This is a genomic window from Marinobacter sp. F4218, from assembly GCF_019443085.1.
Classification (GTDB): Bacteria; Pseudomonadota; Gammaproteobacteria; order Pseudomonadales; family Oleiphilaceae; genus Marinobacter; species Marinobacter albus.
Map to the genome: position 1 here is coordinate 655,436 of NZ_JAHZIL010000003.1, position 14,210 is coordinate 669,645.

The window sequence follows — 14,210 nt, forward strand, 5'->3', positions numbered from 1 at the left end:
AATTCTTCATCAACCCCGATTAAAACCCCAATTAGCGGGTTATGACGAGGAAGATGAAAAAACGGACCGGAGCAGGAACACGAAAACCATGAGCAACTCAACGATCCAGCATTATATCAATGGACAAATGTCAGAGGGTACGTCGGGCCAAAGCCAGGACGTGTTCAATCCCGCCACCGGCTCGGTGACCGGTCAGGTTGCTCTGGCAAACCGGGACGATGTTGCTCAGGCGGTAGCTGCGGCCAGCGCCGCCTTCCCCAGCTGGGCCGACACGCCGCCAATTCGCCGCGCCCGCGTGATGTTCCGGTTCCTGGCCCTGCTCAATGCCCACAAAGACGAACTTGCCGGGGCCATCACCCGCGAACACGGCAAGGTCTTTACCGATGCCCAGGGTGAAGTTGCCCGCGGCATCGACATTGTCGAGTTTGCATGTGGCATCCCGCAGCTGCTGAAAGGCGACTACACCGAACAGGTAAGCACCGGTATCGACAACTGGACGACCCGCCAGCCGCTGGGTGTGGTTGCCGGCATTACCCCGTTCAATTTCCCGGCAATGGTGCCCATGTGGATGTTCCCGGTGGCGATTGCCGCGGGCAACACCTTCATCCTCAAGCCCAGCCCGATCGACCCGAGCGCGTCCCTGATGCTTGCGGATCTGCTCAAGCAGGCGGGCCTGCCCGATGGCGTGTTCAACGTGATACAGGGTGACAAGACGGCCGTGGAGGCCCTGATCGAGCATCCGGACGTGATGGCGCTGAGTTTCGTCGGGTCCACGCCCATTGCCAACCTGATCTATGAGAACGGCGCCCGTCACGGAAAGCGCATCCAGGCACTTGGCGGCGCCAAGAATCACATGGTGGTAATGCCCGATGCCGACCTGGACAAGGCCGTCGATGCCCTGATCGGGGCCGCCTATGGCAGCGCCGGCGAGCGCTGCATGGCGATCAGCGTGGCAGTACTGGTTGGCGATGTCGCCGACAAGATCATGCCGCGTCTTGCCGAGCGGGCGCGCGACCTGAAGGTCAAGAACGGCATGGAACTGGATGCCGAGATGGGACCGATCGTCAGCGCCGCAGCGCACCAGCGCATTACCGGCTACATTGAGAAAGGCGTGACAGAAGGCGCCGAACTGGTTGTCGATGGCCGCGAATTCAACAGCGCCAGCACCGGCGAGGGATGCGATGAGGGGTTCTGGATGGGCGGCAGCCTGTTCGACCATGTCACGCCGGAGATGACCATCTACAAGGAAGAGATCTTCGGACCGGTTCTGGCCTGTGTCCGGGTTCCGGATGTGGCCACCGCAATCCGGTTGATCAACGACCACGAGTTCGGCAACGGCGTCAGCTGTTTCACCGAAAGTGGCAGTGTTGCCCGTGAGTTCGGACGCCGCATCCAGATTGGCATGGTCGGCATCAACGTGCCCATCCCGGTACCCATGGCCTGGCACGGGTTCGGTGGCTGGAAGCGCTCGATGTTTGGCGACACCCACGCCTACGGCGAGGAAGGGGTGCGCTTCTACACCCGGCAGAAATCCATCATGCAGCGCTGGTCCGATTCCATTGATGCCGGCGCTGAATTTGTGATGCCCACGGCCAAGTAACGCCGTGGCCTCTACCGTTAAGACAGGATTCGGAGAAAGCCATGTCCGACAACAAGAACGCACAGGGACAGCTTGAGTTCGACTACATCGTGGTGGGTGCCGGCTCCGCCGGCTGCCTGCTGGCCAACCGTCTGAGCGCAGACCCCAACAACCGGGTTCTCTTGATCGAAGCGGGTGGCCGGGATAACTACCACTGGATTCACATTCCGGTGGGTTACCTCTACTGCATCGACAATCCGCGCACCGACTGGTGTTTCCGCACCGATCCGACGCCAGGACTCAATGGCCGCACGCTGATCTACCCCCGGGGCAAGACCCTCGGAGGTTGCTCCAGCATCAACGGCATGCTGTACATCCGCGGCCAGGCCCGGGATTACGATCAATGGGCTGAACTCACCGGCGAAGACGCCTGGACCTGGGACAACTGCCTGCCGGATTTCATGCGGCACGAGGATCACTATCGCCTCGACGACGGTGGTGACGCCGACCCGGATCATCGCAAATACCACGGCCACGGCGGGGAATGGCGCATTGAGCACCAGCGTCTGAAATGGAAGGTCCTCGAGGACTTTGCCGAAGCCTGCGTTCAGGCCGGCATCCCCCGAACCCGGGACTTCAACCGGGGTGATAACGAGGGCGTTGATTATTTCGAGGTCAACCAGCGTTCGGGTTGGCGCTGGAACACCTCCAAGGCCTTCCTCAGGGAAGCCGAGAAGCGCCCCAACCTGACCCTGTGGCACTCCACCCACGTGCTCGGCCTGGAGACGACCGGTGGCGCTGAACCCCACTGCACCGGGGTCCGGGTTGAGCGGCCCGGTGAAGGCGAGATCGCAGCCCAGGCAAGCCGGGAGGTCATTCTGTCCGCCGGCGCCATTGGTTCGCCCCAACTGCTGCAGCTATCAGGCATCGGGCCGGCTGACCTGTTGAAAGCGCACGACATACCGGTGGTGGCCGACTTGCCTGGTGTGGGCGAGAACCTGCAGGACCACCTGCAGATTCGTTCGATCTACAAAGTCCACGGCGCCACCACCCTGAACACCATGGCAAATTCGCTGGTGGGCAAGGCCCGCATCGGCCTGGAATACCTGTTGACCCGGTCTGGCCCCATGAGCATGGCGCCCTCGCAGTTGTGCCTGTTTACCCGCAGCTCCGAGGAATTCGAGCACGCCAACATCGAGTACCACGTCCAGCCATTGAGCCTGGATGCCTTCGGGCAACCCCTGCACAACTTCCCGGCGATCACCGCCAGCGTGTGCAACCTCAATCCGACCAGCCGCGGCACCGTGCGCATTCGCAGCCGGGATCCGAAACAGGCGCCCGCAATTGCGCCCAATTACCTGAGCACGCCCGAGGACCGGAAGGTGGCAGCGGATTCCCTCAGGGTGACCCGCCGCATTGCCGAGCAGGAAGCCTTTGCCCAGTACCAGCCAGAGGAGTTCAAACCCGGCCTGCAATATCAGACCGACGACGAACTGACCAAGCTGGCGGGTGACATCGGCACCACCATCTTCCACCCGGTAGGCACCACACGCATGGGCCGGCCCGATGACGACATGGCCGTGGTCGATCCCCGCCTGAAGGTCCGGGGCGTGAGCGGCCTGCGAGTAGTCGACGCAGGTGTCATGCCGACGATTACCAGCGGCAACACCAACTCACCTACCCTGATGATTGCGGAAAAGGCCGCAGCCTGGATTCTGGCCGGAGAGTAACTCCGGCTCAGTGCGCCAGTGCGACGATGTCCGGGTACTCACGGGTCTGCGTGCCCTGCCCGGCCATTCGCTCGGGGGGCAACGCACACACCTCGTTGACCATGGCCCGGGCCACGGTGGCCGCCGGCACGCCCCGGAATTTCTCCAACGGGCCTATGAGCGCCCGGTTTACCAGGGGCATCACTCTGATCCCCAGCGCCTCTGTGGTGCGTTGTTCTTGCCTGTCGCCCAGCAACAGGCTCGGATGATAGATCGACAGGTAGGGGTAACCCAGCCCGCGCACAGCGTCTTCCAGCTCCCCCTTCACCCGATTGTAGAAGATGGTTGAATCGGACGAGGCCGCAATGGCGGACATCAGGATAAACCCGCCAGCACCGGCCGCCCGGCCCAGTTCCGCGGTTTTCAGGCAATAGCCGTAATCCACCTTTCGAAACTGTTCCCGGGATCCGGCTTTCTTGATGGTGGTGCCAAGACAGCAGACGATGGCATCGACGCTGAACAACCCGGACGACGCCTCCAGGTTGTCAAAATTGACCTCGTGTTCCGTCAGTTTGGGGTGAACCCTGTCGGTCTTTCGCCGTACCAGGGTGACCACCGCCTCGACTTCAGGGCGCGCCAGCAACCCCTCAACGACTTTGGCGCCGGTAAGTCCGGTTGCCCCCACTACCATTACCTTCAAAGCCCTATCTCCTCCCCAGTCTCTGATGCCAGTCTCTCACAATGCCGGGCGCACCGCCTTTAAATCGGCACGGCGGAAGTCAGTTACGGCAGTGTGGGCCGGCCGGAACGGCGCTACTGCAGCACGCCACGCAGGTAATTCAGGCCCGACAACTGGCCCATCTGGTCCCGGATCCAGTAGACCCGATCCCAGACGTAGGCCGAGGGGCTCACCGCACTCAACACTTTCGGATTTGGCAGCACCGCCGCCAGCCTGGCCGCCTGAACCTGGGAGAGCCGGCTGGCCGCAACACCGAAGTAAAGACGGCTCGCGGCCTCCACGCCATAAATGCCGGGGCCAAACTCCGCGATGTTCAGGTACACCTCGAGAATGCGCTTCTTCGGCCAGAGTGCGTCAATGCCCAACGCCAGCCCGGCCTCCAGCGCCTTACGCACAAAACTGCGACCGTTCCACAGAAACAGGTTCTTCGCCGTCTGTTGAGTGATGGTGCTGGCACCTCGCAGGCCTTCACCCGCGTTGTATTCCGCCAGGGCCTTGCGGATGGCATTAAAATCCACGCCCCAATGATGAGGAAAACGCTGATCTTCACTGGCCACAACGGCCAGCGGCATCCAGGGAGAAATCGCCTCCAAATCGACCCACTCCTGATGCAATGACTGCCCCGGAGCCGACACCCGATAGCCCAGCATGAAGCTTGAGGTCGGCGGATCCACGAACCGGAACAGGGTGATCACGGCGAACACCAGCACCAGGGCACCCACCAACGTCCACGCCAGTGCGTTCAGGGATTTTCTGATCAGGGATTGTCGTGCCACAGGTTCGTCACCAGACAGTTTTGACTATCATCAATTAAGGGCGCTCAGTATGTCGTGGTTTGAATCCTGTTTGAATTACCAATCTTTCAGGCTACCCCATCATCGGAGCGCTGCAACACGTCGTATACCGAAAAGGCCTGACTCGAAAGGCATCGGACTATGGTGGAGCATCTCACGCATCCGGAGGGCTTCCGGCTTCTGCTGACCCCCAATCACTCCCTGAGCTGGCGTGGCAATGTCAGGATCTGGCTGGGCCTGCTGACTGTTTCTGCAGTGATTGCCGCTGGCATGGCGGTCGCTGGCGCCTGGGTCATCATTCCTTTCGCCGGACTGGAACTGGCTGCCCTAGCGGCGGGTTTCTACCTCACCTCACGGGCCTGCCAGCGCCGGGAAGTTCTGACCATCAATGACGCCGACATCCATCTGGAGAAAGGACGGACGCGGAAACTGGCGGAATGGACCTTGCCCAGGCGCTATGCGCGTCTGCGCCTGAGTGCTCCGCCACATCCCTTCACGCCACCCAAACTGGAATTGATCCACCGGGACACCAGTGTGACGCTCGGCACCTTCCTGAACATTGAGGACACCGAGACCCTGGTGCAGTTATTGGAAGCACGCGGCCTGGCGATTGAACGAAGAGAGCCCGATCCTGAGATCGGGCTCTGGTTCTAGCCCGCGGTCGCGAGCCGCTGGTATATCCGTTCCACCACACTCGGGTGCCACAGCAATTTGTAATGCCCCAGGCCTTCTGTCTGCAATTTTTCCGAGCCGGGCCATTTCAGGTGGACCCGATCACTGTGACTGGCCGGAACAGATTGATCATCGCGATCGATCACCACCAGCCCCCGGGGGGCCAGCTCCGGTGCCAGATCATCGAACGAAAACTGGCGCCAGACATCCGGGCCAAATCGCTGCTCCATCCGCCGGCGCTGCTCGGAAACCAGAGCTTCTGAAAGCCCGAGTGTGGCCCCGAAGCCGGCAACCACGGAAGCCAGATCCCGCGGCGGAGCCAGCATGATCAGATGCTTGGCCCGAACCCCATCCACCACGGCCCGCGCGGCCGCAAGCGAACCAATGGAATGGGCAATGATGGCCTCGACCGGTCCCACGCTGGCGGCGACCTTGAACACCACATCCGCCATCTCGTATAGGTTGGTCTGGCTCCCCTGGGCCCGGCCATGGGCGGGCGCATCAAACACCACAACCCGAAAACCGGCCTTGACCAGAGGCTTTACAAACGCTCCGAACTGGATGCCGCCGCCGGACCAGCCGTGCACCATCATGACCACCGGACCATCCCCCCAGCTGAATACCGGGATGGTGTGGGCACCGTACTGGAGCTGCGTGTAACTGCTCGCCTCGTCGAGCAGGTATTCATAGCGAATTGGCAGTGGCAGCCGCTGGGGCGAAAAGAACAGGTTCTCGACAATATTCCCGGCTGTGCGGGGCGCGACCCGATGCAGCCATTGCAGGGCCGTTCCCACGGCAGCCACCCGTCCGTTGCGATGAGCCAGTGGAGCCTCGGGAAGCCGTTTTGCGGCGTCTGTGTTGGTTGTGAATTGGGCAGTCATGACAATCCCTCCTTCGCTGTTGGCCGGGTGGCCAACCTGATTGACCGTTTCAGATTACGACTTGCCAGACCGGCCCGTGAGTGTCATATTTGACACTGTAGATGCGAAAAAGGACACCCCACCATGAACAAGATCGCCATTGTCGCCCTGCCCTTCTGCCACGGCAGTGGCATTGTCGGTGTCATGGATTTTTTCGCCACCGCCAACTACTGCGACCGGGGCACAGCCCGGAACGAGCCGTTGTTCGATTGCCAGATCGTGACCATCGATAATGAGCCGGTCCACTCCTTCAGCAGGATTCCGATTGCACCAACGGTGCGCTGGGAGGATTTCCAGCCCGATGTCATCATCGTTGGGTCGGCGATGGAGGCCGTGATCGGTGACCGTCACATCAGTGCGGCGCTCGACCAGTCCCGCCCACTTCATCCCTGGTTGCGCTCGGCCGTGGACCGGGGAGCGATTGTCGCCAGCGTCTGCACTGGCAGTTTCGTGCTTGCCGAGGCCGGGTTGCTGGAACAACACGTCGCCACAACCCACTGGCGCGCGGCTCCGGCCTTTCGCCGGCGCTACCCGGGCATCAGGCTGGAAGCGGAGCAATTGCTGATCGATAACGGCCAGATCATCTGTGCCGGTGGCGCAACCTCGTTCATTGACCTGTGCCTCTACCTGGTCGAGAGGCTGGGTTCCCCCGCGCTCGCAGTGGCCTGCAGCAAATTACTGATCCTGGACGCACGCCGGGCCGAGCAGACGCCCTACATGAACTTTTATAGCAGCAGGGCCCACCAAGACGAGGTAATTGGAGACATCCAGAGTTGGCTGGAGCAGCACTACGCCGACCCAATCGCCATCGACGACCTGGCCGAACGGGCCAGACTGGGGCCGAGAACGTTCAAGCGCCGGTTCAAGGATGCCACGGGCGAAACACCATTGAATTACCTGCAACACCTGCGGATTGAAGCCGCCAAACATGGCCTGGAATCGACCCGGCGCCAGACCGCCCAGATTATCTGGGATGTCGGCTACGAAGATGCCAGCTCGTTCCGGCGCCTGTTCAAACGGAATGTCGGCTGCACCATGGAGGAATACCGCCGCCGTTTCAGCTACGTAACGCCCGCGCGTGCCCGGCCCCAGCTCGCGGCACACACTGACTGAGAATTACTATCATTGCGTTTCCTGCAGATATTCCATAAACTTCGCCGCCATTGGCAGTCGTGGGTGGTGGCGCGTTGGAGCAGCTGGATTTTCTCTTTTCTGAATTGAACCGTGTCGTTCTCGATCCGGTTTTCGATCGATTTACCGGGATATTTGATCTGAACGGACGCTTTGGCGTGTTCTTTCTGTGCGTTTCCTACGCGGTAGCCTACGGTCTGTTCCGCTTCAGAAAACACCGCGGACAGACCGATGCACCCTCTTTCTGGCAGTTTATCGGCGGTCGCAGCGTGAACTTGCATCGCTCGGCCCTGCTCGATTACCAGTACTATCTGGTTCGCGCCATCCTCAAAGTTGTCCTGGTCCTGCCGGCAGTGGCCCTGGTGGATCCCCTGATCCTGACCTCCGGCGACTACATTGCCTTTTTCAACAACCTGTGGGGAGCCAGGCCCGAGATGGGCAACAATCTCGCCCTGTCATTGCTGTATGGCCTGGGCGTATTCCTGGTTCAGGACTTCAAGCATTACTGGGTACACCGGGCGTTCCATTCACGCTGGCTCTGGGAATTCCATAAGGTGCATCACTCGGCACCGGTGCTGGTGCCGGTGACGGCCAGCCGGATACATTTCGTTGAAAAAATAGTGGAGCGCCTGGCAACAGCCCTCTGCATCGGGCTTTACGCGGGGATTTTCTGGTACCTGTGCGGCGGTGAAATCAGTCGGTATACCCTGTTCGGCGTGACCTACCTGGTGTTCGTTTTCAATGCCCTTGCCGCCAACCTCCGGCACAGTCATGTCTGGCTGTCGTTCGGCCCGAATCTCGAACACATACTCAACAGTCCCGCCCAGCACCAGATTCACCACAGTGATGCCCCACGGCACTTCAACAAGAACTTCGGGACCAACCTCTCACTCTGGGACTGGATGTTCGGCACCCTGTACACCACCACGAACAACCCCGAACCCATTCGCTTCGGAACCGGGGCGCTGGACCAGGAACGCTACCTGACCCTGTACAGCCTGATTGTCACCCCGTTTGTCGAACTGGCACGCAGGCTCCGCCGCCCGGTTTCAGCCCGCCCTGGCAGCGCGGGCCCCGAGAACAGCCCCTACTCGTAACGCGCCGCGATGGCGTCAAGCTCGCCGGCAGCGCGGGCGGCATCCAGAGCCTGCTGCAGGTCGGCGACAATGGCGGGATCGGTGTTCTTGCTGAAGGCCAGATACATGGGTGTCTCACGGAAAACCAGAACCGGTTTCAGCCCGGTAATCCCATGCTCCTGCTCGGCGACCAGTGGCCCGACCAAACCGTCCGTTACCCATAGATCTGCCTGCCCCAGCATCAGTCGCCGGGTGTTCACGTCACCCGACATACCCATGGCCACATTGAATCCCTGACCCACCAGGTACTCCGACATGACATCGCCTTTGTAACCGGCAATCTGAAGCTCCCTGGCGTCCTCCAGGCTATCCAGGGTGATGTCCGAATCCGGGGCGGCAAACAGCGTCCACTTTATCGAGGCCAATGGCCCGACCCACTGGAACAGGTCTTCACGCTCCTCGGTTCGGGCCGTGCAGAACAGCCCATGGTTCTCGCGGCCCTGGACCCAGTCATAGGCGTAGCTCCAGGCCCGCATCTTCATCACGTAGTCATAGTCCACCCGGGCCAGCATGGCCTTAACCATATCGCTGCAGATACCGGTGATGTCATCCTCGTCATGGGCAAAGCTCTTACCGGATACCGACGCGTTGTAGGGCGGGTAGTTCTCGGTAAAAATGTAGAGCCTTTCGGCGGCAACCGAGGCAGTAGCGAAGGCTGCGAGTGTGAGAGCCAGAACACCGGATTTGGCGGCCTTGAATAGGGTGGTTACGACCGCTGTTGATTCACTGGGCATTTCGTGTCCTTGATCAAAGATAGGGTTGATGAAGAGGGACCATTCACCGGCAGGTTACCTGACCGAGCCAGACGCCATCATTGCAAAAGCTACATACTGTACGTTCCGGCCAGTCGACTTGAGCGATTCTGCCAATAACGCCCATGATTGCGCGTCCACGAAAAAAAGTCAGTGACAAAACGTATCCGGAAAGGAAACGAATCGAAATCAATACCTTGAAAAGATCCTTCAGTGTCGGTCACGACCGCTGGAAGGCGGCTCGCCGGTACTGACTACCGTGGGGCCGATCACCGACAGTACGTGCGGCCGACACACCACATCAAGTGGCGTTTTTCCTACGACGTCGCCATCCGCGGTGACCGTTTTCGGCTTCCCGGTCCGTACCGAACAGCGTATGCCCTTCAGGTGGACAATAGTGCTGGTCCGCTGGGGGGAGCGCCGGTGTAGCCGGACCATCAGAAAGGTGAGCAGCAGTTGGAACAGGTGCCGTGGTTTTACTGCGATGACATCCAGCTGACCGTCATTGGCGGACGCCTCGGGAATCTCGTTCCCGCCACCGAAAAAGGCGCCGCTGGCCACGGCAATGGACAGCCACCGCCCTTTGACAAAAGCCTTGTCACAGCGAATTTCCGCCCGGAAACCTCGTTTGGCGTTGATCCGCCGTAACAACCCCAGGCCGTAACTGAAGCGACCGAACAGTTTTTTTTCCGTACCTTCCGACTCCCGCACGGGCAAGGTTCCGAGGCCAATATGGGCGACATTGAGAAACAGCGATTGGCCGAATTCCGCAACATCCACCCACTGTCGGGTACCGCTGGCAATGAGGGCACACAGCTCGGCGGGCTCTTCGGGCAGTCCCAGATTACGGGCGAAGTCATTAGCGGTGCCCGACGGCAGAACCGCCAGGGTGGCCTCTTTTTCCACGCACAACTGCGCTCCGCGATTCACTGAGCCATCACCGCCGGCTACCATAACCACATCCCCGGCTTTCACTCTGTCGGCCCAATCATCGTCGCCGAAGTCACAGCATTCCGGATCCGGGATACCGGCTGACGCCAGTGCGTCACGCCAGAATTCTCGCCCCCGTTCGCCCGAACCGGCTTTCCGGTTTGCCACCAGCCAATGGGTCATTTCAGATCGTTCCTGTATCTGCCCGTTCGATCGCGCATCGCACACAGCACCGTATTCAGACAAACGATAACCCATTGGCCCCGAATCCGCCTCACGACTATGGTTGATGTATGGAGAACAATGGTTATGTCGCCCATATCGGTTTCCTGTATCCCGGCCACGCTGCCGAGGATGATTATCCGCGCCTGGCCAGGATGGTGCACCCGGCCGCAGACATCCGGGTCATCCACACGAACTTTACTGCAGACGCTCACACGGTGGAGGCGCTGACCGAGATGGGGAGCCCCCCGAGACTGATCGAGGGTGCGGCCCGGCTTCGCGACTCGGGCATTGAAGCGGTTCTATGGACCTCCACCAGCGCCAGTTTTGTCCGGGGGCTCGATGGCATCCGGGAGCAGATCGATACCCTGGAGAAAGCCTTGCAGGTTCCAGCGTCCACCACCGCCATGGCGTTCGCCCGGGCAGTCACTGCGATCGATGCCCGGAAGGTAGCCATCGCGGCCACCTATCCGGACGACGTGGCCGCCCTGTTCCAGAGCTTTCTGGAACACTTCGACATTGAGGTGGTGAGACTGGCTAGCCACGGTATTGCCACCGCCGCCGAAGCCGGCATGCTGGGCAGGGACGCCGTGCTGCGGTTCGTTAGCGAGAACAATCACCCGGATGCCGATGCCGTGCTGATCCCGGACACCGCACTGCACTCGGCAAGCTGGTTGGAGGAGCTGGAAACCGCGGCCGGCAAACCGGTACTCACCGCCAACCAGGTCAGCTTCTGGGAAGGGCTGCGTCTGTGTGGCAAATTGACGCCCCAGCAGGGACTGGGCACACTCTTCGCCACAGAACTCTGAAGCCGACCGGCCTCAGCCAGACGAACAAAAAAGGATAACAAGGCCTCCGCCATGGATTTCGTCAGAACCCCCGATAAGCGATTTGAACGCCTGCTGGATTACCCCTTCGAGCCCCACTACGTCCAGCTTGATAACCTGCGAATGCATTATGTCGACGAGGGACCCGCGGAGGCCAGGCCGATACTGATGCTGCACGGTGAGCCCTCCTGGTCCTACCTCTACCGGCACATGATTCCGGTCTGTGCGGCGGCGGGCCATCGGGTCATTGCGCCGGACCTGATCGGCTTCGGCAAATCCGACAAACCCACGTCGATTGATGATTACAGTTACCAGCAGCATATGGACTGGATGCAGTCGTTCATTGACCAGCTCGAACTGACTGACATCACCCTGGTGTGCCAGGACTGGGGATCGTTACTGGGCCTGCGCCTTGCAGCCGAGAACCCGGACCGGTTCCGGGCCATTGTAGTGGGCAACGGCATGCTGCCGACCGGCGATCAGAAAGCGCCACCGGCGTTCAAGATCTGGAAGAATTTTGCCCTGTACAGCCCGTGGTTCCCCATTGCCCGGATCATCAGGACCGGCTCGTTCCGCAAACTGGGGCCGGAGGAGATGCGCGCCTACGACGCTCCGTTTCCCGGCAAAAAGTACAAGGCAGGTGCCCGGGCCTTTCCCAGGCTGGTGCCCATGACCCCGGACGACCCGGCCACAGACGCCAATCGATCCGCCTGGAAGGTACTGGAACAATGGGAAAAGCCATTCCTCACCACCTTCAGTAATGGCGATCCGATTACCCGGGGTGGCGACCGGTACCTGCAGGAGCGAATTCCGGGCGCCAAAAACCAGCCCCACGTCACCCTCAAGGGCGGCCACTTCCTTCAGGAAGATTCCCCAGTGCCCTTCGCCCGGGCGATCAACGACCTGCTGGCCACCATGGCCTGATCTGGCCGGGCACGTCAGTTCTGTCCTGCCGGCACCCGTGGCCGGTAGTGCCAGGACGACCAGGTGTACAGGGCCAGGGCGACCCAGATCACCACGAAACTGACCAGCTGGACCTGACTCAGGGGTTCCCCGAAGACCAGCAGCGCGATGAAGAACTGCAGCGTCGGGTTGATGTACATCAGAAACCCTACCGTAGCCAGGCGAAGGCGGCGCGCCGCGCCCGCGAACAACAGCAGCGGAATGGCGGTGACGATTCCGCTCGCCATCAGCAGTGCGCCGATAGAAACGCTGTCGCCGAAGTGGGACAGCTCCGCATGGCGAAGCCAGCCGAAGGTCATCAACCCGACGGGCAACAGCAACAGAGTTTCCACAAACAGACCCGACAGCCCGTCCAGCACGACCTGCTTGCGCAGCAAACCGTAGGTGCCGAAACTGATCGCCAGCGCCAGGGTAATCCAGGGCAACTCGCCGAGCATGACCAATTGGATCAGAATACCGATGCCGGCCAGCATCACTGCCGCCATTTGCCACGGCCCCATCCGCTCGCGAAGCACCAGCATGCCCAGGGCGACGTTCACCAGCGGCGTCAGGAAATAGCCAAGACTTGCCTGCAGTACGTGCCGGGTCTCCACGGAATAGATGTATATACCCCAGTTCGCCGCGATCAGCAGGGCACAGCCCAGCACCCGCCATAACTGCCTGGGATTCCCGAGCGCTGCCCGCACGGCTGGCCAACGACGCAGCCCCGTGATCACCAAAGCCAGAAAGACGCAGGACCAGATAATCCGGTGAACCAGGATTTCGAACGCCGGCACCCCTTCGAAAAGCGCGAAGAACAGCGGGAAACAGCCCCAGATGGTGTAGGCAGACAGTCCATAACAGACGCCCCGGGTGGTCTCGTTCATGCGGACTTCTTCTGGGTAACGACCAGGGCCACCCCGGTAATGGCCACCAGGCCGCCAATCATGGCCAGGCCCCCGAGGCGCTCATCGAACAGCAGGTAGGCTTCCAGTGCCGTAACCGGGGGCACCAGGTAGAACAGGCTCGCCACCTGGGAGGCAGCGCCCTGGCGAATGAGCCACATCAGCAGCAGGATTGCACCGATGGACACACCGAGGACCAGCCAGGCCATGGACAGCTGCAGTTGCAGGCTCCACTCAACCTCCCTGGACTCCAGGGCGAAGGCACCGATGGCAAAGAAGGTGGCGGCAGCGCCGTACTGGATCAGGGTACCGGCAACCAGATCCGCTCCGGTGCCGTGGCGTTTCTGGTACACCGTGCCCATGGAGATCCCCGCCAGCGCGAAGACTGCCCACAGCAGGGCCCAAGGCGAAAACCCGACACTGGATCCGGTGCCGCCGAACTTTTCCACCAGCACCAGGGTCACGCCAACCAGCCCCAGCGCCAGGCCCAGCCATTGGCGACGACTCACGGTCTCTTTCAGGAACACGACCGCCGCCGCCGCGGTGACCAGCGGCTGAAGGCCAACAATCAGCGACACAATACCCGATGCCATCCCACCCTCAATGGCATAGTAAACGCCGCCCAGGTAACAGCCGTGAACCAGGATGCCGGTGACGGCCAGGTGGCCGGCGCCGCGCCAGCCCGGCCAGCGAGTCTTCATCAGCCAGGCCAGCCCGAGCAGCAAAACCAGCGTCAACAGCATACGGATCAACAGGAGCGTAAACGGCTCCGCAAAGGGCAAACCGTATTTGGCGCCAATAAAACCGGTGCTCCAGAGCCAGACAAACAGGGCGGGAACAAAAAACGAATAGAAGAATGAACGCATGCGTTGCAACCGAAATCAGTGATGGCTTCCAGTACGGCCACTATAGTAGTTAGCTGGCAAACAAAACAGATACAGAAAACCGGGTG

At 60.9% G+C, this 14,210-nt stretch carries 14 protein-coding genes; 7 read left to right on the forward strand and 7 right to left on the reverse strand.

The window, feature by feature from the left end; all coding sequences use genetic code 11:
- Positions 1-88: 88 nt before the first annotated feature.
- Together K0B93_RS06930 and K0B93_RS06935 are read left to right on the forward strand one after the other, a co-directional pair.
- Positions 89-1,600 carry a CoA-acylating methylmalonate-semialdehyde dehydrogenase gene (locus K0B93_RS06930; RefSeq protein ID WP_219866508.1) on the forward strand — a complete coding sequence of 504 codons (1,512 nt, stop codon included), beginning with the start codon at positions 89-91 and terminating at the stop codon, positions 1,598-1,600.
- Between the two features lie 41 nt (positions 1,601-1,641).
- On the forward strand, positions 1,642-3,309 hold the full coding sequence (locus K0B93_RS06935) for a GMC family oxidoreductase (protein ID WP_219866509.1): 1,668 nt from the start codon (positions 1,642-1,644) through the stop codon (positions 3,307-3,309).
- A gap of 7 nt (positions 3,310-3,316) precedes the next feature.
- On the opposite strand, the gene K0B93_RS06940 is transcribed toward K0B93_RS06935, so the two are convergent.
- The gene (locus tag K0B93_RS06940; RefSeq protein WP_228743425.1) at positions 3,317-3,979 is read right to left on the reverse strand and encodes an NAD-dependent epimerase/dehydratase family protein; all 663 of its coding nucleotides are present in this window, start codon (positions 3,977-3,979) and stop codon (positions 3,317-3,319) included.
- 122 nt (positions 3,980-4,101) lie between these two features.
- Positions 4,102-4,803 (reverse strand): monofunctional biosynthetic peptidoglycan transglycosylase, encoded by a 702-nt coding sequence (mtgA, locus tag K0B93_RS06945; protein WP_219866511.1) that lies wholly within the window; start codon positions 4,801-4,803, stop codon positions 4,102-4,104.
- A gap of 159 nt (positions 4,804-4,962) precedes the next feature.
- Between mtgA and K0B93_RS06950 the strand changes: the two genes are divergently transcribed.
- A complete protein-coding gene (locus K0B93_RS06950) occupies positions 4,963-5,475 on the forward strand; it encodes a DUF2244 domain-containing protein (RefSeq protein ID WP_219866512.1) in 513 nt (170 codons plus the stop codon).
- Here K0B93_RS06950 and K0B93_RS06955 read toward each other — a convergent pair.
- Entirely contained in the window at positions 5,472-6,374 is a 903-nt protein-coding gene (locus K0B93_RS06955; protein WP_219866513.1) for an alpha/beta fold hydrolase, read from the reverse strand. The genes K0B93_RS06950 and K0B93_RS06955 overlap by 4 nt on opposite strands.
- Positions 6,375-6,497: 123 nt before the next feature.
- Here K0B93_RS06955 and K0B93_RS06960 point away from each other — a divergent pair, with 123 nt between their 5' ends.
- Positions 6,498-7,526 carry a GlxA family transcriptional regulator gene (locus tag K0B93_RS06960; protein ID WP_219866514.1) on the forward strand — a complete coding sequence of 343 codons (1,029 nt, stop codon included), beginning with the start codon at positions 6,498-6,500 and terminating at the stop codon, positions 7,524-7,526.
- Positions 7,527-7,600: 74 nt separating this feature from the next.
- Complete coding sequence (locus K0B93_RS06965) at positions 7,601-8,641, forward strand: sterol desaturase family protein (RefSeq protein WP_219866515.1); 1,041 nt, start codon at positions 7,601-7,603, stop codon at positions 8,639-8,641.
- Here K0B93_RS06965 and K0B93_RS06970 read toward each other — a convergent pair.
- Positions 8,632-9,414, reverse strand: coding sequence for a substrate-binding periplasmic protein (locus tag K0B93_RS06970; protein ID WP_219866516.1), 783 nt, complete (start codon positions 9,412-9,414; stop codon positions 8,632-8,634). The two genes, K0B93_RS06965 and K0B93_RS06970, sit on opposite strands and share 10 nt — an antisense overlap.
- Positions 9,415-9,642: 228 nt before the next feature.
- Positions 9,643-10,545, reverse strand: a complete 903-nt coding sequence (locus K0B93_RS06975) for a diacylglycerol/lipid kinase family protein (protein ID WP_219866517.1) — start codon at positions 10,543-10,545, stop codon at positions 9,643-9,645.
- Between the two features lie 110 nt (positions 10,546-10,655).
- On the opposite strand from K0B93_RS06975, the gene K0B93_RS06980 reads away from it, so the two are divergent.
- Positions 10,656-11,393, forward strand: a complete 738-nt coding sequence (locus K0B93_RS06980; RefSeq protein ID WP_219866518.1) for a maleate cis-trans isomerase — start codon at positions 10,656-10,658, stop codon at positions 11,391-11,393.
- Between the two features lie 51 nt (positions 11,394-11,444).
- Positions 11,445-12,335 carry a haloalkane dehalogenase gene (locus K0B93_RS06985; protein WP_219866519.1) on the forward strand — a complete coding sequence of 297 codons (891 nt, stop codon included), beginning with the start codon at positions 11,445-11,447 and terminating at the stop codon, positions 12,333-12,335.
- Between the two features lie 14 nt (positions 12,336-12,349).
- Here the strand turns inward: K0B93_RS06985 and rarD are convergent, their stop codons facing one another.
- Both rarD and K0B93_RS06995 read right to left on the reverse strand, forming a co-directional pair.
- Entirely contained in the window at positions 12,350-13,240 is an 891-nt protein-coding gene (gene rarD / locus K0B93_RS06990; RefSeq protein WP_219866520.1) for an EamA family transporter RarD, read from the reverse strand.
- Positions 13,237-14,124 (reverse strand): DMT family transporter, encoded by an 888-nt coding sequence (locus K0B93_RS06995; RefSeq protein ID WP_219866521.1) that lies wholly within the window; start codon positions 14,122-14,124, stop codon positions 13,237-13,239. The genes rarD and K0B93_RS06995 overlap by 4 nt, the downstream gene beginning before the upstream one ends.
- Positions 14,125-14,210 lie beyond the last annotated feature (86 nt).